The organism is Nonomuraea montanisoli (genome assembly GCF_013363975.1).
In the GTDB taxonomy this organism is placed as follows: Bacteria; Actinomycetota; Actinomycetes; order Streptosporangiales; family Streptosporangiaceae; genus Nonomuraea; species Nonomuraea montanisoli.
Map to the genome: position 1 here is coordinate 160,806 of NZ_JABWGN010000006.1, position 20,095 is coordinate 180,900.

The 20,095-nt window shown below is 72.9% G+C and carries 21 protein-coding genes; 11 read left to right on the plus strand and 10 right to left on the minus strand.

Going from position 1 to position 20,095, the window contains the following annotated elements; translation table 11 throughout:
* Positions 1 to 43: 43 nt before the first annotated feature.
* Positions 44 to 625 carry a TetR/AcrR family transcriptional regulator gene (locus HTZ77_RS16280; protein WP_175590438.1) on the minus strand — a complete coding sequence of 194 codons (582 nt, stop codon included), beginning with the start codon at positions 623 to 625 and terminating at the stop codon, positions 44 to 46.
* Positions 626 to 713: 88 nt separating this feature from the next.
* On the opposite strand from HTZ77_RS16280, the gene HTZ77_RS16285 reads away from it, so the two are divergent.
* On the plus strand, positions 714 to 1,112 hold the full coding sequence (locus tag HTZ77_RS16285) for a nuclear transport factor 2 family protein (RefSeq protein WP_175590439.1): 399 nt from the start codon (positions 714 to 716) through the stop codon (positions 1,110 to 1,112).
* Between the two features lie 23 nt (positions 1,113 to 1,135).
* Here the strand turns inward: HTZ77_RS16285 and HTZ77_RS16290 are convergent, their stop codons facing one another.
* Positions 1,136 to 2,773 (minus strand): bifunctional metallophosphatase/5'-nucleotidase, encoded by a 1,638-nt coding sequence (locus HTZ77_RS16290; protein WP_175590440.1) that lies wholly within the window; start codon positions 2,771 to 2,773, stop codon positions 1,136 to 1,138.
* Between the two features lie 112 nt (positions 2,774 to 2,885).
* On the opposite strand from HTZ77_RS16290, the gene HTZ77_RS16295 reads away from it, so the two are divergent.
* Genes HTZ77_RS16295 through HTZ77_RS16325 form a run of 7 tightly spaced genes read left to right on the plus strand, consistent with a single transcriptional unit; the run spans position 2,886 to position 9,498 of the window.
* On the plus strand, positions 2,886 to 3,749 hold the full coding sequence (locus HTZ77_RS16295; RefSeq protein ID WP_175590441.1) for a MurR/RpiR family transcriptional regulator: 864 nt from the start codon (positions 2,886 to 2,888) through the stop codon (positions 3,747 to 3,749).
* Between the two features lie 9 nt (positions 3,750 to 3,758).
* The gene (locus HTZ77_RS16300; protein WP_175590442.1) at positions 3,759 to 4,997 is read left to right on the plus strand and encodes an ABC transporter substrate-binding protein; all 1,239 of its coding nucleotides are present in this window, start codon (positions 3,759 to 3,761) and stop codon (positions 4,995 to 4,997) included.
* The gene (locus HTZ77_RS16305; protein WP_175590443.1) at positions 4,988 to 5,887 is read left to right on the plus strand and encodes a carbohydrate ABC transporter permease; all 900 of its coding nucleotides are present in this window, start codon (positions 4,988 to 4,990) and stop codon (positions 5,885 to 5,887) included. Before HTZ77_RS16300 ends, HTZ77_RS16305 begins: the two co-directional genes overlap by 10 nt.
* Complete coding sequence (locus HTZ77_RS16310) at positions 5,884 to 6,687, plus strand: carbohydrate ABC transporter permease (RefSeq protein ID WP_175590444.1); 804 nt, start codon at positions 5,884 to 5,886, stop codon at positions 6,685 to 6,687. Before HTZ77_RS16305 ends, HTZ77_RS16310 begins: the two co-directional genes overlap by 4 nt.
* Positions 6,688 to 6,698: 11 nt before the next feature.
* A complete protein-coding gene (locus HTZ77_RS16315) occupies positions 6,699 to 7,445 on the plus strand; it encodes a sugar isomerase domain-containing protein (RefSeq protein ID WP_175590445.1) in 747 nt (248 codons plus the stop codon).
* A complete protein-coding gene (locus HTZ77_RS16320) occupies positions 7,442 to 8,470 on the plus strand; it encodes a hypothetical protein (RefSeq protein ID WP_175590446.1) in 1,029 nt (342 codons plus the stop codon). The genes HTZ77_RS16315 and HTZ77_RS16320 overlap by 4 nt, the downstream gene beginning before the upstream one ends.
* A complete protein-coding gene (locus HTZ77_RS16325) occupies positions 8,467 to 9,498 on the plus strand; it encodes a BadF/BadG/BcrA/BcrD ATPase family protein (protein WP_175590447.1) in 1,032 nt (343 codons plus the stop codon). The genes HTZ77_RS16320 and HTZ77_RS16325 overlap by 4 nt, the downstream gene beginning before the upstream one ends.
* Before the next feature lie 69 nt (positions 9,499 to 9,567).
* Here HTZ77_RS16325 and HTZ77_RS47485 read toward each other — a convergent pair whose 3' ends face one another.
* From HTZ77_RS47485 to HTZ77_RS16350, 5 genes are all read right to left on the minus strand, one after another.
* Positions 9,568 to 10,197 (minus strand): TetR/AcrR family transcriptional regulator, encoded by a 630-nt coding sequence (locus HTZ77_RS47485; RefSeq protein ID WP_328808616.1) that lies wholly within the window; start codon positions 10,195 to 10,197, stop codon positions 9,568 to 9,570.
* A gap of 222 nt (positions 10,198 to 10,419) precedes the next feature.
* The gene (locus HTZ77_RS16335) at positions 10,420 to 11,658 is read right to left on the minus strand and encodes an MFS transporter (RefSeq protein WP_175590448.1); all 1,239 of its coding nucleotides are present in this window, start codon (positions 11,656 to 11,658) and stop codon (positions 10,420 to 10,422) included.
* Positions 11,659 to 11,724: 66 nt separating this feature from the next.
* Positions 11,725 to 12,828, minus strand: a complete 1,104-nt coding sequence (locus HTZ77_RS16340; protein ID WP_175590449.1) for an SAM-dependent methyltransferase — start codon at positions 12,826 to 12,828, stop codon at positions 11,725 to 11,727.
* 133 nt (positions 12,829 to 12,961) lie between these two features.
* The gene (locus tag HTZ77_RS16345) at positions 12,962 to 13,807 is read right to left on the minus strand and encodes a TetR/AcrR family transcriptional regulator (RefSeq protein ID WP_175590450.1); all 846 of its coding nucleotides are present in this window, start codon (positions 13,805 to 13,807) and stop codon (positions 12,962 to 12,964) included.
* Positions 13,808 to 13,937: 130 nt separating this feature from the next.
* Entirely contained in the window at positions 13,938 to 14,537 is a 600-nt protein-coding gene (locus HTZ77_RS16350) for a TetR/AcrR family transcriptional regulator (protein WP_175590451.1), read from the minus strand.
* Positions 14,538 to 14,621: 84 nt separating this feature from the next.
* On the opposite strand from HTZ77_RS16350, the gene HTZ77_RS16355 reads away from it, so the two are divergent.
* Complete coding sequence (locus HTZ77_RS16355) at positions 14,622 to 15,467, plus strand: alpha/beta hydrolase family protein (protein WP_175590452.1); 846 nt, start codon at positions 14,622 to 14,624, stop codon at positions 15,465 to 15,467.
* Positions 15,468 to 15,522: 55 nt separating this feature from the next.
* Here HTZ77_RS16355 and HTZ77_RS45270 read toward each other — a convergent pair whose 3' ends face one another.
* Entirely contained in the window at positions 15,523 to 16,035 is a 513-nt protein-coding gene (locus HTZ77_RS45270) for a MarR family winged helix-turn-helix transcriptional regulator (RefSeq protein ID WP_328808617.1), read from the minus strand.
* 230 nt (positions 16,036 to 16,265) lie between these two features.
* On the opposite strand from HTZ77_RS45270, the gene HTZ77_RS16365 reads away from it, so the two are divergent.
* The gene (locus tag HTZ77_RS16365) at positions 16,266 to 17,033 is read left to right on the plus strand and encodes a hypothetical protein (protein WP_175590454.1); all 768 of its coding nucleotides are present in this window, start codon (positions 16,266 to 16,268) and stop codon (positions 17,031 to 17,033) included.
* 96 nt (positions 17,034 to 17,129) lie between these two features.
* On the opposite strand, the gene HTZ77_RS48225 is transcribed toward HTZ77_RS16365, so the two are convergent.
* Positions 17,130 to 18,566, minus strand: coding sequence for a S41 family peptidase (locus HTZ77_RS48225; protein ID WP_175590455.1), 1,437 nt, complete (start codon positions 18,564 to 18,566; stop codon positions 17,130 to 17,132).
* 33 nt (positions 18,567 to 18,599) lie between these two features.
* Positions 18,600 to 19,019 carry a MarR family winged helix-turn-helix transcriptional regulator gene (locus HTZ77_RS16375; RefSeq protein WP_175590456.1) on the minus strand — a complete coding sequence of 140 codons (420 nt, stop codon included), beginning with the start codon at positions 19,017 to 19,019 and terminating at the stop codon, positions 18,600 to 18,602.
* 81 nt (positions 19,020 to 19,100) lie between these two features.
* On the opposite strand from HTZ77_RS16375, the gene HTZ77_RS16380 reads away from it, so the two are divergent.
* On the plus strand, positions 19,101 to 19,916 hold the full coding sequence (locus tag HTZ77_RS16380; RefSeq protein ID WP_328808618.1) for an SDR family NAD(P)-dependent oxidoreductase: 816 nt from the start codon (positions 19,101 to 19,103) through the stop codon (positions 19,914 to 19,916).
* Positions 19,917 to 20,095: the final 179 nt, after the last annotated feature.

The following is a 20,095-nucleotide window of genomic DNA, read 5'->3' on the forward strand; positions in this document are numbered from 1 at the left end:
GAGGCGACCGCGCCGCCGCCTTCCGCTGAGCGAGCGCGGCCGGTCAGGCCGCGACGTGCCGCGGGAGGTCGAGGACGTGCTCGGCCAGTTCGCGGGCGGACGCCGCGGGGTCCGTGCCGGGCCGGGTGGCTCCGGCCGCCAGGGCGCCGTCGACGAGCAGGAGAAGCTGGGTGGCGGCGTGCTCCGGCCGCGGATGGGCGAGCCGGCGGAGCTCGTCCTCCAGGAGCCGGTGGACGCACTCGCGGTACTCACGCGTCACGGCGTGCCCGGGATGGGCGGGGTCGGCCAGGGCGAGGTCGGCGGCGAGGTAGCGGCAGCCGCGGAAGTCCGGCGTGTCGATGGCCTCGGCGAGCCCGTCGAAGACGGCCAGCAGCCGGGCGCGCGGGTCGTCGCCGGCGCCCCGCATGGTCAGCCGGTACCACTCCTCGTCCTCGGCGGTGGTGAGCCGCAGCACCTCCACGATCAGCCCGTCCTTGCCGCCGAAGTGCTCGTACAGCGAGCGCCGGGCCACGTTGGCGGCCTTCAGCAGCGCGTCGACGCCGACGGCCATCCCCTGGGTGTAGGTCAGCCGGCGGGCGGCGTCCAGCAGGCGTTCGCGCGGCCCCGGCGCGGTGCGTGTGGTCATGGTGTCAGCCTGCCACCCCTTGACGGGTAGATCAACCGTTCTATATGGTTTGAGTAGACCGAACGATCTATCTACCGAGGAATCCATCATGGCGCTCCGCACCACCACCGAGGTCATCGACCGTTTCAACCACGCCTTCACCGGACGCGACGCCGACGCGCTGACCGACATCGTCGGTGAGGACTGCGTCATGGAGTCGGTCCAGCCGGCGCCCACCGGGGAGCGCGTCGAGGGTCGCGCCGCCTGCCTGGCGTGGTGGCGCGCGCTGGTCGAGGACCACACGACGCGGTTCGAGCCGCAGGAGGTCATCGTCGCGGGCGAGCGGGCCACGATCCGCTGGCGCTACCACTTCGGCGCCGGCCCGGCCGACTGGGTCGAGGGCGTGAACCTCATGCGCGTCCGCGACGGCCTCATCGTCGAGGCCCTCGGCTACAGCAAGACCGCGGGCGAGGTCCCGCTGGCCGCCGAATCGGGCCTCGACGACTGAGACGGGCCGAGAAGGGGAGGCTGTCAGTTCACGCGGGTGACCCGGCCCAGGGCCGGGGCCGCCAGCGGGCTCCTGGCCCGGAGGTAGGACTCGAAGGCCTCGATGTCGCGGATTTTCTCCACCCGCTCGGTGCCCTCGGTCAGCACGGAGAAGCCGTCGCCGCCGCTCGCGATGAAGGAGTTGGCGGTCAGGCGGTACTTCGCGGCCGGGTCGACGACGGTCCCGTTCAGCTTGACGGTGGCCGGGTCGATCCTGTCGCACGCGGGCTTGGCGTTGTCGTAGGTGTAGGTGAGCCCCTGCGAGACGCCGAGCACGCGGGCGGTCTTCTGGCCGCACCACTGCTGCTCCAGCAGTCGCTCCACCTGCGTGCCGGTCAGGGTCATGGTGACCAGGTTGTTCCTGAACTGCTGCACGCGCATGGCCTCACCGTGGGTGACCAGGTTGGGCAGGTCGTTGCCGGTCGCCGAGACGACCAGGTCGCCGCCGATGCCGCCGCCGTACGGAGGCTGGACCGCGATCTGGGCGCCGCCGTTCTCCGGCGCCGAGGTGGCGAAGAGCCTGGCGTCGGCCAGGGCGTGGCCCATCGTGGACTCACCGGCCGCGTTCCTGACCGCCGTGAGGTCGCCGGTGATCATGCCGACCGGCTTGTCCAACCGACGGTGAGCCTCCTCCTCGCTCTTGCGGCGCAGCACGGAGATCGGCCCGTAGGGCTTGATGTCGTGGGTGACCGTGATGTTCTCCGCCTTCGCCGTGACCGGGTTGCCGGTGGCGCGGTCGACGGTGAGGTTGATCCGCGTGACCTCGCGGCTGAAGCCCGACGTCTGGGTGACGGGGATGCCGTTGATCGTGCAGTTGTAGGCGTTGTGCGTGTGGGCGGAGACGACGGCGTCCACCTCGGGGTCGAGCTTGGCGACGATGTCCTTCACCGGTCCGACCAGGTTGTTGCACTGGTTGGGCAGGCCGCCGCCGGTCTGGCCGCCGCCCTGGTGGAGCAGCACGACGATGGTGTGCACGCCCTTGGCCTTGAGCTCCGCGACGTAGGCGTTGACGGTCTCGGCCTCGTCCCGGCCCTCCAGGGGCGCGGTGGGCGAGGGCGCCTCGAAGAGCGAGTTCTTGTGGGTCAGCCCGATGATGCCGACCTTGACGCCACGTACCTCCTTGACGAGGTAGGGGTCGAAGGCGGGCTTGCCCGTGGTGGTGTCGACGATGTTGGCGCCCAGCAGGGGGAAGGAGGCGCCCTTGAAGCCCGGCACGCTGCACCCTTCGATCGGGTGGCAGCCGCCGTTCTCCAGCCTGCGCAGCTCGCTCAGGCCGCGGTCGAACTCGTGGTTGCCGACGCTGGAGGCGTCCAGGCGCATCAGGTTGAGCGCCTGGATGGCCGGCTCGTCGTTCATGACGGCCGAGGCGGGGCTGCTGATGATGTTGTCGCCCGCGGCCAGGCGGAGGGTGCCGTGCGGGTTGTCCTTCTGCAGCCGGTCCATGTGAGCCGCGAGGTACTCGGCTCCGCCCGCCTCGACGGGGCCTTCCGGGGTCATGGCGAAGCTCGAGGGGAGGGACGAGTGGAAGTCGTTGAAGGTCAGTAACTGGATGTCCACCGCGTCGGCGCGGGCGGGCAGCAGACTGGTGCTGCCGAGCACGAGCGCCATGAGGAGGTTGCGCATGGCGTCGAAAGTGACATAGTCCCAGCAACTCCCGCAAGGGGGAAAATTTCTAACATCGCATGTCGAATGTGAACTATTGACATACCTGCCGGGAAGCGGGAGGGTTCCTCCCATGTCACCGATCCTGGCCAGAATCCGGGGGGTCGAGCCCACCCTCACCGCGGCCCACCGGCGCATCGCCGAGACGATCCTCGCGGAGCCCGCCGTCGTGGCCGCCTCGACCATCGGCGAGCTGGCGGAGCGGTGCGGCACCTCACTCACCACCATCACCCGCTTCTGCCGCGAGCTGGGCCTGGCCGGCTACCCCGAGCTCAGGCTGGCGCTGGCGGCCGAGCTCGGCCGCAACGACGCGACCCCGCGCGAACAGAGCCTGATCGCCTTCTCGCCGGACGACCCCGCCAGCCTCGTGCTGCGCAGCCTGCTGGCCAGCGACCTGCGCGCCATGGAGGAGACGGCGGCCCAGCTCGACCTGGAGGCGGTGGACCGGGCCGTCTCCGCCCTGGTCCGCGCCAGGTTCATCGACTTCTTCGCGGTCGCCGGCAGCGCCGGCGTGGCCATGGACCTGCACCTGCGGCTGCACGCCGTCGGCCGGCCGTGCGCGCTGTGGACCGACGTGCACAACGCCGTCTGCAGCGCCAACGCGCGCGACGAGCGCGACGTGGCGGTCGGCATCTCCCACTCGGGCACCACGGCCGAGGTCGTCGAGCCGCTGACCATCGCCCGGGAACGCGGCGCCACCACGATCGCGATCACCAACTTCCCCCGCAGCCCGCTGGCCGAGGCCGCCGACATCGTCCTGACCACCGCCGCGCAGGACACCCCCTTCCGCGCGGGCGGGGTGGCCGCCCGCCACACCCAGATGCTCGTCCTGGACTGCCTCTACATCGGAGTCGTCCAGCGCACCCACGAGACCAGCGACCAGCTCCTGACGGCCGCCACCGACGCGGTCGCCAAGCACCGCCTGCCCCCACGCTAGGAGCCCCTCATGCGCCTCGCCGCCTCCGCCGCTGTCGCGCTGGCGATAGCCGTCACCGCCTGTGCCCCTTCGACCACCCCCCGTACGGGCGGGGGCAAGGTCACCCTCTCGGTCTGGGGATGGGGTCCCGAGGCCAACTACGACAAGATGTTCGCCGAGTACGAGAAGGCCAACCCCGGCGTCGACGTCGACGCCCGCTCCTTCACCACCGCCACCGAGTACGACACGATCCTGTCCACCGGCCTGGCCGGCGACAACGGCCCCGACCTGGCCTGGCTGCGCGCCGGCGCCAACCTGCAGCCGCTCGTCGAGGCCGGCCGGCTGCTCCCGCTCGACGCCAAGGACGTGCCCGGCCTGGCCGACTACGACGAGAAGGTCCTGCGCTACGCCAAGGGCGACAAGGACGGCAAGGTGTACGGCGTGCCGTTCGCCGTGCAGACGCTGCAGGTGATCTACAACAAGAAGATCTTCGCCGACAACGGCATCACCCCGCCGAAGACCTACGACGAGATGATCTCCTCCGCCGAGAAGCTCAAGGCCAAGGGCATCATCCCGTTCGCCTTCGGCGGCAAGGACGACTGGATGCTGCCGGTCGTGGCGAGCATCTTCGGCACCGCCCGCTGGGGCGGCGACGCGTTCATCGCCTCCGTCAAGGCCAAGCAGAAGAAGTTCGCCGACCCGCGCTTCGTCGCGGGCATCGACCAGCTCAACAAGCTCAAGCCGTACTTCCCCGAGAACGCCGCCGGCGTCTCCTACACCGACGCGCAGATCCTGTTCTCCTCCGGCAAGGCCGCCATGTTCCCCGGGGGCCTGTGGGAGCTGAACTTCTTCGGCGAGAACGCCAAGGGCGTCGAGCTGGGCGTCTTCACGCCGCCCGTGCCCGAGGGCCAGGGCCTCATGCCCGGCTTCACCGACGGCTCGTACGGCATCAACGTCAAGACCAAGCACAAGGCCGAGGCGCTGAAGTTCGCCGCCTGGCTGGCCTCCAAGAACTACGGCCAGCTCTTCACCGACACGTTGCGCGTCTTCTCCGCCGTCCCCGGCGTCACGCCCAAGGACCCCCTCCTCGGGGAGGTCTCCACCACCTTCGAGCAGCACGGCGCGACCTACTTCATGAACGAGTTCGCCTACGGCAACCCCTCGTCGGCCGCCGTGTTCTCCAAGGCGCTGCAGGAGATGCTGCTGGGCCGCCTCACCGCCGAGCAGGCGGCGGAACAGCTCGACAAGAGCGTGTCCACATGGCTCTAGGCGTCCGGCGGGGCCAGGGAAGGAACCGCTCGTCGTACGTGTTCCTGATCCCCGCCTTCCTCCTCTACTCCGCCTTCGTCGTCTACCCGCTGTTCACCGGCCTGACCTACAGCTTCTTCACCTGGAAGGGCACGCTGCGCGACAGCTTCGCCGGGCTGGACAACTACGCCGGCCTGCTGTCGGGCGCCTTCCTCGACCAGCTCCTGCCCGCGCTGGGGCACAACGCCCTGCTCTTCGCCGGCACCATGCTCGTGCAGAACACGCTCGGCCTGGCCTTCGCGCTCGCGCTGTCCCGCGTGCGGCGCGGCAAGCGGGCGCTGCAGACCATGTTCGCCCTGCCGTACCTGGTCAACCCCCTGGTCATCGGCTACCTGTGGACCCTGCTGCTCAGCCCCGCCTTCGGCCCGGTCAACGCGCTGCTCAAGCCGCTCGGCCTGGCGATGCCATGGCTCGGCGACCCGGGCACCGCGCTGCCGACCGTCGTCGTCATCACCACCTGGCAGTGGGTGGGCTTCCCGATGCTGCTGTTCAGCGCCGCCCTCGGCGGCATCCCGCAGGAGTACGCCGAGGCCGCCAGGACCGACGGCGCCGGCTCCTGGCAGGTGCTCCGGCGGATCACGCTGCCGCTGCTCAGGCCGGCCATGGCCACCGTCACGATCCTCAGCTTCATCGGCAGCATGGGCACCTTCGCGCTGGTCTACGCGCTCGGCGGCTCCAACGGCGCCCCGGCGGGCGCGACCGACGTGCTCGGCCTGCTGTTCTACCGGACGGCGTTCGCCTCCGGGGACGTCAACGCGCTCGGCACCTCCTCGGCGCTGGCGGTCTTCATGTTCACCTTCATCTTCGGCTCGACGCTGCTGCTGGAGCGGGTCCTGAGGAGGAAGGCATGAGGGCCTCGATCGTCAAGGTCCTGCTGTGGGGCTACGCGGCCTTCTCCATGGCGCCGCTGGTCGTCATGCTGCTCAGCTCGTTCCGGCCCACCAGCGAGATCTTCGACCAGCCGATCGGCCCGCCCAGCGGGCTCGGCAACTACGTCAAGGCGTGGACGGAGGCGTCCTTCTCCACCTACGTCGTCAACTCGGCGGCCGTCGTGGTCGGCGCCGTGCTGCTGGGCGCCGTGGTCTCGCTGCTGGCCGCCTACCCGCTCGGACGCAGGGAGTTCCGGGGCCGCAGCATGTTCGCCGCCTACTTCATCTCCGGCATGACGCTGCCCGCCCACCTGGGCGTGCTGCCGCTGTTCTACCTGCTGGAGAGCATGGGCCTGGTGGACTCGCTGACCGGGCTGGTGCTGGTCTACGCGGCCGGGTCGGTCCCGTTCAACGTCTTCGTGCTGACCGCCTTCTTCCGCCAGCTCCCGCACGAGCTCGACGAGGCCGCCGCCCTGGACGGCGCCGGGCCGCTCGCGACCTTCTGGCACGTGATGCTGCCCCTGGTGCGGCCCGCGCTCGCGACCGTGGTGGTGTTCCAGTTCGTGCCGATCTGGAATGACTTCTTCTACCCGCTGGTCCTGATGCGGGACGAGACCAAGCTGACCCTGCCGGTCGGTCTCACCCACTTCTTCGGCCAGTTCCAGAACGACTGGGGCACGCTCTTCGCCGGCCTGGTGATGACGACGATTCCCCTGGTCGTGCTCTTCGTCCTGGCCACGCGCCAGATCGTCGCCGGGCTGACCGCCGGCATGAACCGTTGAGGAACCCATTCATGGATCTTGTGATGGCCTTCGCCGACGAGGCGCGCTCCCGCCTGGACCAGCTGGTGACCGGCCAGCTGCCCGCCATCAGGCAGGCGGGGGCGCTGATCGCGGAGAGCGTGCGCGCCGGAGGCGTCGTCCACGCCTACGGGACCGGGCACTCCGAGGCGGTGGCGCTGGAGGTGGCGGGCCGGGCCGGCGGCCTGATCCCGACCAACCGGCTCACCCTGCGCGACCCCGTGGTGCTGGGCTCGGCCGACCCCGCCGGGTTCGACCCGCTGGCCGAGCGCGACCCGCGCACCGCGCACGAGGTGCTGGCCCTGCACACGATCGAGAAGTCCGACGCCTTCGTCATCGCCTCCAACTCGGGCGGCAACGGCTCGACCGTGGAGATGGCCCGGCTGGTCAAGGAGCGCGGCCTGCCGCTGATCGCGATCACCTCGCTGGCCCACTCCGGTGCCATCACCTCGCGCCACCCGTCGGGGGAGCGGCTGTTCGAGCTGGCGGACATCGTGATCGACAACCTCGCCCCGTACGGCGACGCGGTCCTGACCACCGAACACGGCGCCGTCTGCGGCATCTCCTCGATCACCTCGGCGCTGGCCGTGCAGCTCATGGTCGCCGAGGCCATCGGCCTGCTGCTGGCCGACGGAGCGATCCCGCCCGTCTACCTGTCGGCCAACATCCCCGGCTCCGACGCCCGCAACGACGCCCTCGTGGCCCGCTACGCCGGGCGGATCAGGACCGGCGCGCTGTGAACCTGACGATCGCCGCCTTCTGGCCCCCGCCGCCCCACGAGACGACGGCCGCCCGCTACCGGGAGATCGCCGACGCCGGCATCGACCTGGTCATCACCGGCAACTACCTCAACGACCGGGTCATCCTGCGGCACGCGCTGGCCTGCGCCGAGGAGGCGGGGCTCGGCGTGCTCGTCGCCTCGGACCCGCGCGTGGACGTCCTCATGCGCGACCTGGACGCCGATCCCGCGCCGCTGATCGGCCGGGTCGTCGAGGACTACCGCGCGTTCCGCTCCTTCCGCGGCGTCAGCCTCATGGACGAGCCGCACGCCGGGCAGTTCCCGAGGGTGGCGGCCGGGGTGGCCGCCGTGCGCGCGGCCGGCGCCTTCGCCTACGCCAACCTCTTCCCCAGCCACGCCACGGACGGACCCTACGCCGCGTACGTGGGGGAGTTCGCCAGGACCGTCCGCCCCGACGTGCTGTCCTTCGACCGCTACCCGTTCCTGGCCGACGGCTTCGACGACGGCTACCTCGCCGACCTGGCGACGGTGCGCGAGCAGGCGCGCCGGGCCGGGCTGCCCGCCTGGATGTACGTGCAGACGCTGGCCTACGACGGGCACCGCGAGCCCACGGCCGCCGAGCTGGCCTGGCAGGTCAACACCGCGCTGGCCCACGGCTACACCGGCATCCAGTACTTCACCTACTGGACGCCCGACCCGGCGCGCGGCGAGGGCTTCCAGCCCGCGCTCATCGGCGGCGACGGCGCGCCGACCGAGCGCTACGGTGTGGTGCGCGACCTCAACACCCGCTGGCTGCGCCCGGTGGCGGCCGAGCTGTCCGGCTGGACGTCGGTCGAGCGCGCCGGCGACGTCCTCGTAGGCCGTTACGGCGAGCGCCGGCTGTTCGTCTGCAACGCCCGGCCCGACGAGCCGGCCGAGGTCACGCTCGACGGGATCAGCGCCGCCTTCGACCCGGCGACCGGCTCCTACGCGCCCTGCGGCACGACCTTCACCCTCGCGCCCGGCGCGGCGCGGCTCGTCCGGTGATCCTCTTCGCCGGCGTGGACGCCGGCGGCACCACGACCCGGGCCGCCGTCCACACGCCGGACGGGACCAGGCTCGGGTACGGCACCGCGGGCCCGGGCAACCCGGCCGCGCAGGGCGCCGCTGCGGCCGGCGCGGCGATCGAGCAGGCGCTGCGCCGGGCGCTCGACGGCCTGGACCCGTCGCTGGTGGCCGCCTCGGTGGCGGGGGTGGCGGGCGCCGACGACGGCTTCGCGGAGGTGCTGCGGCGCGTCTGGGTCTCGTGCGGCCTCGCCTCACCGCCCCGGCTGGCGGGTGACGTGGACGTCGCGTACGCGGCCGGCACCGCGGAGCCGTCAGGCACGCTGCTGCTCGCCGGGACGGGAGCGGCGGCCGCCCGCTTCTCCGGCCGCGCGGTCGCCGCGGTCGCCGACGGGCTCGGGTGGCTGCTCGGCGACGAGGGCGGAGGGTTCTGGATCGGCCGGGCCGGGGTGCGCGCCGCCGTCCACGCGCTCGACCGCGGCGGGCCGTACGGGCCGCTGGTGGAGCTGGTCTGCGCGCACTTCGGCGTGCCCGGCGTGCCTGGCTTGCCCGGCGTGACCGGCGTCCCTGACGTCATGATGGGCGGGACCGGCGGGCCGGGGGAGGCGCGGCGACGCGCCGACCGCGTCGTGCGGCTGGCGCAGGCCGACCGGACGCTGGTGGCGGCCGCGTCACCGCTCGTGGCCCAGGCCGCGGCGGCCGGGGACGCCCGCGCGGCGGAGATCGTCGGCGAGGCCGCCCGGCGGCTCGCGGCGACGGCGGGCCGGGTGCTCGGCCCGGGGCCGGTCGTGCTGGCGGGAAGCGTGCTGGCCGCGGACGGCCCGGTACGGACGGCGGTCACGGCGCTGCTGGCCGGGCACGAGGTGCTCACCGCCCGGGACGGGGCGGGCGGGGCGAGCTGGCTGGCCGCCCTCGACCGGCTGGGCGACGTCGGCGCGCACGCCCGCTTCACGGCGGGAAGCGGGGCGGCCCGAGCGGCGCAAAACGGGGCGGCCCGCTTCCCGCCGTGAAGCGGGGCGGCCCGAGCAGGGTGACGGCCCGCTCGACCAGGTCTTCGGTGTAAGGGGTGGCGGGCGACGTCACTCCGCGTCCGAGGAGCGGCCCGCGCCGGGGACGGGTTCGCGGCCGGCCGCGTCCAGGACGAGCCGGGCGGTGGTGGCGAGCGTGGCGGGATCGGCGGGACGGCCCAGGACGAGCGCCTGGTGGAAGATCGGCCCGAGAGCGGCGTCCAGCAGGCGGCCGGTGAGCCGCTCGTCCACCGGGCGGCCCGTGTGCCGGGCCAGCAGGGCGCCCAGCCCCGCCAGGTCGCGTTCGCGCTGCTCGCGCAGGAACCCGTCGCGCAGCTTGGCGGCGGTCTCCGGGTCGAGCTGGGCGTGTCCGATGAGCGACAGCAGCACCTGGCCGGCCGGCTCCTGGAGGAACGCCGCCACGCGGCCGAGCTGGTCCGTCAGCTCCTCCTCCGGTGCGGCCGGCGACGAGCCGGGACGCCAGGCGAGCGGCTGCTCGGCGTCGTCGACGAGCGTGTCGAGCAGGATGTCCACCTTGGACTTCCACCAGCGGTAGATCGTCTGCTTGGCCACCCCGGCGCGGACGGCGATGCCCTCCATGGTCACGCCGGAGAAACCGCGCTCGACCAGCAGGTCGTCGGCCGCGTCGAGCACGGCCCGCCGGATGCTCTCGCTGCGCTTCGGCCCCGTACGGCTGACCACGGCCTCCCGGGCCTGGCCGGTCTCCCCGGTCTCCCCGGCCCGGCCGGCCTCCCGTGCCTGGGCGGCCGCGCTGTCCGGGGCGGCGCCGACGGCGGCTCGTCCTCGCGTGCTGATGGCCGCTCCTCCTTCCGCGCCGGCGCGTCCTCGCGCGCGGGCGCTCCGCCTTCGTCGTACGGTCCGCGGGCATGCGCGGGGCAGCCCGATTGTGGCACGCCGCCCGCGTCAGGCGTGCCGGGACGCCCGGCGGCTCCCGAGGAGGAGGCTCAGCAGGACGCCCAGCGCCAGCACGGCGACCACGGCGCTGAAGATCTCCCCGGCCGGGCGCAGGCCCGTCAGCCGGATCATCACCCCCACCCCCACGGCGGGCACGGCCAGCATGGAGTACAGGATCACGAAGTACGTCGACACCGACGCCCCCCGATGGTCCGGCGCGGCGCGCGTGGTGATGACGGTGACGCCGTACCCCAGGGCCATGCCGGTGGCCAGCCCGTTCACCGCGGCCCCGGCCAGCAGCGCCGGCAGCGACGCGGCGGCCATGGCCAGGGCGATCAGCCCGGAGCCGGCGACCAGCCCTCCGCAGGCGAGCACGAGCGCCCGGCCCGGCCGTACGACCCGGTTGAGGAGCTGTCCGGCGGCGGTGCACATGAACGCGGTGAACACCACCGCCCCCGTCAGCGTGGCGCTCGGCAGCCGCAGCACCCCCGACAGGAACACGCCGGTCACGGCGGTCAGCACCCCCAGCACCGCGAACCCCGCGCCGGCGGCCATCGCCGAGCGCACGAAGTCGCCGCGGATCTCGGCCGGCACGTGCGGGCGTTGCAGGCGCAGGGACGGGCGGGAGCGGTTCGGTGCGGTCTCCGGCACGAACGCGACGCCCGCCAGCCCGAGCAGCGCCAGTGCGCCGATGAGCGCCCACGGCGTGCGCAGGGGCGCCGGCGCCAGGTCGGCCAGGATCCCGGCCAGCACCGTGCCGCCGGCCAGGCCGCCCATGTTGGCGAACAGCGCGACCGTGGCCGGGCGGATCCGGCCGTCCGGCGGCATGGCCTCGGCCAGCGCCACCGTGGCGGCGCCCGTCACGAGAGCCGCCGACAGTCCCGAGACGACCCGGGCGGCGAGCATGACGGTGACGTCGCCGGTCACGAGGAAGGCCGCGGCCGCGACGATCGCGAGCAGGGCGGCGACCATGAGCACCGGCCGCCGGCCGATCTCGTCGGAGAGCCGCCCGAACAGCAGCAGCCCGGCGACGACGCCGAAGGCGTACACGGCGAAGATGACGGTCACGGTGACCGGCCCGAAGCCGAAGGCGTGCTCGTACAGGGGATAGAGCGGGGTGGGCGCGGTCGTGCCGGCCATGGTGGCCCAGAACGTGAACGCCAGGATCGCGGGCGCGAGGACGCGGCCCCGCCGGTACGGCGGCGCGACCCGGCGGGCCTCCACGCCCTGACGCGGGGGATGGCGCATGGATGTTCCTTCCGAGACGTTCGGGATGACGCGTCAAAGACTAGACGCAACGTCGCGTCTAATCAATCACGGATCCAGCCGGTACAGGCGGAAGAAGTCGTTCTCCACCGGCAGCACCGAGCAGCCGGCGAACCCGGCCTCCTCCGCGTACCGGCGGACCGTGCCGGCGCGCATGACGGTGCCCGTGGCGGCCGAGGGGTACTCGACGAGCTGCGCGGGCAGGCAGTGCGTGACGCTCCAGCCGTACATCATCCGCTCGACCTTGTCGCCGGGCGCCGTGAACCGGTCGGACACCCGCTCGTCCACCACCAGCACGGCCCCGCCGGGCGCGAGCGCGGCGCGGGCCGAGCGCAGCGCCTCCACCGGCCGCGCCAGGTCGTGCAGCACCTCCAGGATCATCACCAGGTCGTACGGGCCCGCCGCGGCGATCCGGCACGCGTCGGCCTGCTCTAGCCGCACCCGGTCGCCCAGCCCGGCCCGCTCGGCCTCGGCGTGGGCGTCGGCGATGGACGAGGCGTCGGCGTCCAGCCCGTCCACGCAGGCGTTCGGGAACGCGCGCGCGATCGCCAGCGCCGCCCAGCCCTGGCCGCATCCGACGTCGGCCACGCGGGGCCGGGGGGCGTCGCGCAGGCGGGCGGTGATGTCGGGCATGGCGGCCAGCCAGGCGTCCGGCAGCTCATGGGTGAAGGCCGGCCGGTTGATGTGGCCCTGCCCGTGGCGGAACGCGCGCCCGTACGACTCGTACGGAACCCCCGCCCCCGTGCGGTACGCCTCGGCCACCTCGGCGATCACGCCCCCGATCCCGGCCAGCATGTACGCGAACGGCGCCACATGCGCGGGGTCGTCGGCGTCCACCAGCACGCGGGCGTGCGCGGCCGGCAGCCGGTAGCGCCGCTCCCCGGCCGGCTCGTCGGGGTCGGTGTCCACGAGACCGGCGACGGCCTGCTGCTCCAGCCACTCGGACGCGTAGCGGGGCGCGGTCCCGGTGCGCTCGGCCAGGCCGGCGGCGGTCAGCGGGCCCTGCTCGTGCAGGACGCGGTAGAGGCCCAGCTCGGCGCCCAGGTAGACGGAGAACAGCTCGAGGGCGCCGAGCGTGTCGTCGAACAGCCGCTCGGCCAGTTGCTCCGCGAGCTGCGCGTCCTCGGCCACGTGGATGTTGGAGGTGTCCATGGTGTCCCCCCGGTACGGCACGGAACGGCGCCGTCCCCACGGCGCCGCGAGCCCCCTTCCCCACGCTAGACGGCGCCCCCGAGCCCCACGCGCGCCCCCTCCCCGCTGCGCCCCGCGCGCGGTGCCGAAGGTCTCAGGCGGGGGCCGGGGCGGTGTCGAGCCCGGCGAGGATGAGGGCGAGACCGGCCTCGAACATCCTGCGGGCCTCCTGCTCCATGTACGGCTCGCCCGGCGCGGGCTCCTCCGCCGGAGACCCCGCCGGAGGCTCCGGCGGCGTGCTCTCCAGCCAGGCCACCGCGGGGAACCGCGCCGCGAAGTCCGGCGCCACCTCGGCCAGCAGGCCCGCCCGGTCGCGCCACCACCGCTCGTCCGTCACCCCGGTCGCCGCCTCGGCCTGCCGCGCCTCGGCGATCGTGCCCGCGGCCCCCCGGACGAACGCGAACAGGGTGCCCACCAGGTGCCGCACCGGGCCGGGCCCGAGGTCGCCGCCGCGCAGGAGGCCGAGCAGCGTCTCCAGCATCGCGTACTCGTGGGGGCCGAGCACCGGCCGCGCCTGCGACACCTGGAGCATCCACGGATGCCGCAGGTACAGCGCCCACAGGTCCCGGGCCCACGCGGTCACGGCCGCCCGCCGCCCCGCCGCGAGGTCGTAGCCGTCCGGCAGCTCGGCGAGCGCCTGGTCGTACATGAGGTCGAGCAGCTCGCCCTTGTTCGGAACGTACGTGTACAGGGCCATGGCGGTGCGCCCCAGCCGCTCGCCCACGGCGCGCATGGACAGCGCGGCCATGCCCTCGGCGTCGGCGACCTCGATCGCCGCGGCCACGATCGCGCCGACGCTCAGCCCCGGCTTCGGCCCCGGCCGGCCGCGCGTCTCCCCACGCGCCTCCCCGCGCGTGTCGGCCCGCTCGCCCGCGCCGTCGCCGCGCCAGAGCAGCGCCATGGACCGCCGCGCGTCGCCCTGCCCGGCGAACACCACCACGCCGCCCACCTCACCTCTCGCCGTCCCGAAGATCTCCGTACGGCATAAGGATATGGGTCCCGCAGCCGGCCGATGGCCTCGCGGGTGGCGGCACGCGGGCATGCTCGCACGGCTGTGCGCGGCGCGCTCGTCAGCCGTCCGAGGCGCGCGTCGTCGATGCCCGCAGGAGGGCGAGGGCGGCCTCCCGCGCCTGCCGGCCGGTGCCGTCCACGCCGTGCAGGTCGGCGACCACGGCGGCGCCCTCCATGAGCGCGAGGATCTGCCGCGCCAGTACGTCCGGCGCGGCGGCGCCCGCGCGGGCGGCGATGCCGGAGAGCAGCTCCAGGTGGCGGTCCAGGTGGCGGGCCGCCACCTGCCGGGCGGCGCCCTCGTGGTGCTGCACGGCGGCGTTCACGATCGCGCACCCGCGGAACTTCGGCTCGGCGTACCACCCGGCGAGCGCGTCGAACACGGCGCCGAGCTGGTCCGCGGGCTCCGGCCCCGCCGACGCGGCGGCCTCGCGCAGCCAGCGCGTCACCCGGTCGCTGCGGGCCTCCAGCGTGGCCCGCACCAGCCCCTCCTTGGAGCCGAAGTGGCGGTACAGCGTCTCCTTCGACACGCCGGCACGGGCGCAGAGCCCGGCCACGCCCACTCCGTCGAGTCCCTGCTCGTACAGCACCTCGGTGGCCACCTGCAGGATCTGCTCGCGGGTGCGTGCAGGGTCCAGTGTGACGCCTTTGTCGACTGGCATGAGGTCGATGGTACCGATCGGTGCGATGTCCTGCTAGCGTGCCTCTTCGTACCGATCGGTTCGATCTCTTGGAGGCGTACGCGCATGACGCCGGACCCCCTCGTCACCGACCCCGCCGCCGGCTCGCGGTCCCCGGCCACGACCCCGGCCATCACCTTCACCAGCGGCGGCGAGACGCTCATCGGCGTCCTGCACGTGCCCGCGGGACCGGGGCCGCACCCGGTCGTGCTGCTGCTGCACGGGTTCCCCGGCATGGAGCGCAACTTCGACGTGGCGCAGGCGCTGCGCCGCCTCGGGTACGCGACGCTGGTGTTCCACTACCGCGGCTCGTGGGGGATGGGCGGGTCGTGGTCGTGGCGGCACGTGCTGGAGGACAGCGCCGCCGCCGTCGCCGCGCTGCGCGAGCCCGGCTTCGCCGCGGCCCACCGGCTGGACCCGGCGCGGCTGGTGGTCGCCGGGCACAGCACGGGTGGGTTCGCCGCGCTGATGACCGCCGCGGCCGACCCGTCGATCGTCGCCGCGGGCTCGTGGGCGGGGTTCGACTTCGGCACGATCGGCGCCGCCGTCCGCGAGGACCCGGACAAGCGGGCGGCGTACGTGCGGGCGTTCGACGAGGAGCTCCTCCCGCTGCGCGGCACCAGCGGCGAGGCGCTGGTCGCCGAGATGGAGGAGGCGGGGGAGGAGTGGCGGCTCGCCCGGCTGGCCCCGCGGCTCGACGGGCGTCCGGTGCTGCTGATCGGCACCAGCCGCGACGCGGTCACCGCGCACACGATCCACCACGAGCCGCTCGCCGCCGCCTTCCGCGCCCGGCCGTCCGGGGCGCTGGAGGAGCAGGTCTTCGCGACCGACCACGCGCTGTCGGACCACCGGGTGGCACTCACCCGTGCCCTGGTGTCCTTCCTGGACGAGCACGTCGGCGCGGAGCGCTGACCCAGGTCCTGGACGCCTCTCCGGGGGCAGGCTCCCGGCTGCCCGGAAGGCGGGCTCAGTCTCCGGCGAGCCCGCCCGCGAGCATGGAGCGCAGGATCCGGCCGAGTGCCTCGGTGTCGCCGGGGCCGAGGCTGGAGGCCAGCCGGGCCAGGTTGGCCGCGTGGTCGGTGAGCGCGGCGTCGATCACCCGCCGCCCCTCGGGGGTCAGCGTGACGCGGAAGCTGCGCCGGTCGGCCGGGTCGAGGCTCCGCTCGACCAGCTCGGCCGCCTCCAGGCGGTCCAGCCGGTTGGTCATGCCGGCCCGCGACATCATCAGCACCGCCGACAGCTCCGACGGGATCATCGTGTACGGCGGCCCGGACCGGCGCAGCGCCGCCAGCACGTCGAACTCGCCGGGACGCAGCCCGTGCCGGGTGAACACCTCGTCCACGGACGCCTCGACCACCCGCGCCGCCTGGGCGAGCCGCCCGAAGACGCCCATGGGGGACAGGTCGAGGTCGGGCCGCTCCCGCCGCCACTGCTCCAGGATCACGTCGATCGCGTCCCGCGCACCGTCCTCGTCACTCACGGTGCCCGATCCTAGTGCCCGATCCTGAGACGTTCCCGGGCGGCCGTACGATCTTCGGTGCCCGCCCCGAACGGTCTTCGGGTGGGTGCCACGAACGGCGCGGCCCCGGGGCTGCGCATCGTCACGAGATGTCGTTGGCCGATACCGGCCAACGACATCTCGGCGTATTGCCGCCCAGTCGACCGGGTGAAAACGTCGACACATCGACGGAGAGCGCCTAGGAGATCACCATGAGCGAGAGCCCGTCCCACTCCGCCAACCCGCGCATGGAGCGGATGCAGCGCGTCCAGACGGCGATCGAGAAGACCAGGATGGCCACGGCCAAGCTCTGGAACCCCTGGGAGACCGTCGTGGAGAAGGGCGTCGAGATCAACAAGATCAAAGCGCCGGCGGGCGGCGGCCAGGTGCCCGAGACGATCCCGCCGAGCCGCGCCTTCACCGACTACGGCTCGCTCAAGCTGAGACTGCTCGCCAAATCGGTCGACATCGACACGCCCACCGCGCAGAACTTCGCGGACATAGCCCTGAAGCTCAAGGACAAGTACGTCGAGGTAGGACGCACCAACTACCGGACGCTGGACAGCGCGAACTGCACGCTGTTCGCCTGCTGCGTGCTGGGCATGCTGGCCGACGACTCCCGTCTGCTCGGCAAGGGGGTGAAGGTCGAGCTCTTCAACCTGGTCGAGTCCACCGGGGCGAGCGGTCACGCCTACGTCGTGGTCGGCCGCGCCGACGGCGACCCGCAGGACGTCGACAGCTACGGTCACGACTGCTTCTTCATCGACGTCTGGTACGCCCGGCAGCGCCGCACCGAACCGGGCACCCGGTCGGTGAAGGCCGCCACCCCGGACGACGCCGCGGGCTTCTGGGACGAGACGTTCATCAAGGACCTCATCAAGAGCGAGGGCCTGAGGAAGAAGGGCGTCACGGTGAACCTCGTTCCCAAGCTGCTGTTCACCAGCGACGACCTCACCACGTTCGGCCTGAGCAAGTACTGACCCCCGCGATCGCGAGCTCGCTGGACAGGTCGCGGAAGCGGGGCCTGTCCAGCGGCTCCCCTCAGACCGGGAGGGGCGGCGCGGAAGACTCTGACCTCAGGACATGAGCGCAGCCCGGATCGCCGGGTCGTCCTGCGCGTGACCGGGGCCGTCCGAGCGGATCGGCACGTCCACGGGAATGCCGCTGTTCTCGACGCAATGACCGGTCCTGTCGTACGTCAGCGCCGTGCTGACCGTCAGCACCCAGTCCGGGAGCAGGCGTAACGAGCGGGCACGTCCGCTGCCGCCCCCGCTGGGCCGCCCGATCACGGTGACGTGCTCCAGGCCCTGGAGGCCGAGCAGGAAGTCCTCGCTGGAGGAGTAGGTCAAGGGGTCGGTGAGGACGACGAGCCGGCCAGGCCAGCGACGCTCCGGGGACGGCTCACCGAGAAGGGCGACCCGAGGGCCGAGCCCTCCGTCTCCATCGGTGTACCGGATCCAGCCGAGATGAGTGGTCCCGCGCAGAAATCTGTCTCTGGCGCCGGTGGCCGGCATGAGGTTGCCGCCGACGTTGCCCCGCAGGTCCAGGACCAGACGATCGCAGCCACCCAGCTCGGCCAGCGCCGCATCCAAACCCTCGGCCACCTGGCCCTGCCAGATCCTGAGCCGCACGTACCCGGTGCCGGACGCGAGCCGCCGCCACTCGATCGACTCGACCGGGTCGTCTCGGCCGTCTTCCGTCCACTCCGCCCCCGTGACCTTCACGCTGGTCGCCTCCCGCACCGACAGAAGGCGGCGTCCCGCGAGCAGGCCGAGCATGTGGCGCGGAGCCGCGGTCCGTGACCGGCAGTCCTCGATCAGCCGGGCCAGCTCCGGCCCGGTCGCCCCGTCGAGGCCGACGATCCGCTGACCAGGACGTACGCCGGCCTCGAAGGCGGGCGTCCCCTCGGGGACGCGGACGAACCAGGCCGCCCCGCCGCGGACGGACACCACGTAGGGCGACGGGGTGGGACGCGTGACCGGCTCGATCTTGGTGTGCGCGTCCTGGAGGCGAGCCATCCAGCGTTGTGCGGCCGCGAGCGGATCGGACGCCTCCACGACACCCTTCGCGTGCTCTTCACAGATCTCCGGCCAGTCGAGTCCGCGCAGCTCAAGCCCGGGGAAGGCGGCGCCCACCTCGGCGATCGTCCGGTCGACCGCGCTCCGCAGGTCGGGGCATGCCTCATCCACCTCGCGGGTCGAGCGGGTGCGGGCCATCGTGTGCACGAGTTGGAAGGTGCGCATCAGCCCGCTCGCGTCCGCCGCCCGTGACGTCAGCACCCGATCTCGCGGGCTCCAGTCCAGTACGGCGGGGCCGTCGTGGGCGGGGTCGATGACGAGCTCCCAGCGGCCGCCCTCGACCGGTCCCGGCCCGCGAATGTCGAGGGAGGCGCCGAAGACGGCCTCGAACTCCGCTTTCGACGCCCGGAACAGCAGGGACTCGCCGCCCAGGCCCGGATCGGAGGCGGGAAGAACCACGGGAATGGACTCGATACCGAAGTCCGGAAAAGTCACGATCGCAATCTAGGCCAGGTGTGAAGCGGCACGTCAGCCGGAGCGGACGGCGCGGTTCAGCAGGACCATGAGCTGCCGCAGTTCGTCGCGGTTCAGCGCCGCCAGCGGGGTCTTCTCCAGCGCCGTCCGGACCAGTTCGTCGCGAACCTCGCGGCCCTTGGCGGTCAGGACCAGGACGCGAGAGCGGCGGTCGGCCGGATCCACGACGCGCTCCACCAGCCCCCGATCGGCGAGCTGGTTGGTGATGAAGGTCAGGTTGGGGGCGTTGCAGTACAGGCGCTCGGTCATCACCTTCATCGAGGGTGGCGGCTCGGCCGGGTCGATGGCCCACAGCGCCTGGAACGTCGCCGGTGTCAGACCGTGCCTGGCAAGCGCATGCCCGATCAGGTCGTTGGTCCGCATCCAGATGTCGTGGATCGCGGCCACCACCGCGGTGAGCTCGGGCGTGGTCATGTCGCCATTCTACCGATGTTTCGAGTTTCGAAGGATCGTGCTAGCGTCACTGCTTCGAGACTCGAAACAATGGAGGTTGTCGTGACCGACGGCTATCGCGGTGTGACCGCGCTCGTCACGGGCGCGTCCAAGGGGCTGGGGCGGGCGTACGCGCTGGAGCTGGCACGCAGGGGAGCACGGGTGATCCTGCTGGCCCGTTCGGACGGGAGCCTGCGGGAGCTCGCCGCGGAGATTCGGGAACGGCACGGCGGACCGGACGCCGAGGTCATCACCGGTGACCTGGCCGCTCCGGATGGTCCGGAGCGGGTTCTGCGGGAGTTGCGCGACCGCGGCCTGACCGTCGATCTGCTGCTCAACAACGCCGGCGCGGGCAGCGTGGGCCCGTTTCTCGGCCGCCCGCTCGAGCCGCAGGTGCGCTCCGTCGGGCTCAACGTCGTCGGCCTGATCGTGATGACCCACGCGATCGGGGCCGAACTGGTCGCCCGCGGCTCCGGCGGCATCATCAACGTCTCGTCCACCGCGGCCTTCCAGCCCATGCCCTACCAGGCCAGCTATGCCGCGACCAAGGCTTTCGTGCTCTCCTTCACCGAGGCGCTGGCCGAGGAACTGCGCGGCACCGGCGTCCACGTCATGGCCGCGCATCCCGGCGCGGTCGCGACCGGCTTCTTCGACGGCACCTCGGCCACGATCGACTCCCGGGCTGCCGACACGCCGGCCATCGTCGCGGCCCGCACGCTGGACGACTACGCCCGGCGGCGCGCGGCGTCCTACCCGGGCCGGGCCATGAACCGGGCCCTGACCTGGCCCCCGCGCCTGCTGCCGCGCACCGTCGTCGCACGGGTCACCGGTAACCTCAACCGCCGGCGCCGCATGCACGAAGTCGTCGACCTCGCGTAGGCCGTGTCCTGTGGGTCTTTGATGGTGATGTGGTGGAGACGCCGGTCGATCCGCCCCATGAGAGAGGGAGACTGCGCGCCGGGCTCGGCCACCTCGCCCTGGAACGGGCCCAAAAGCCTTTACCGCCGCCCCGCCTTCGGTCATGATCAAGTATGGCGATGACACAAGAACTGCTCGCT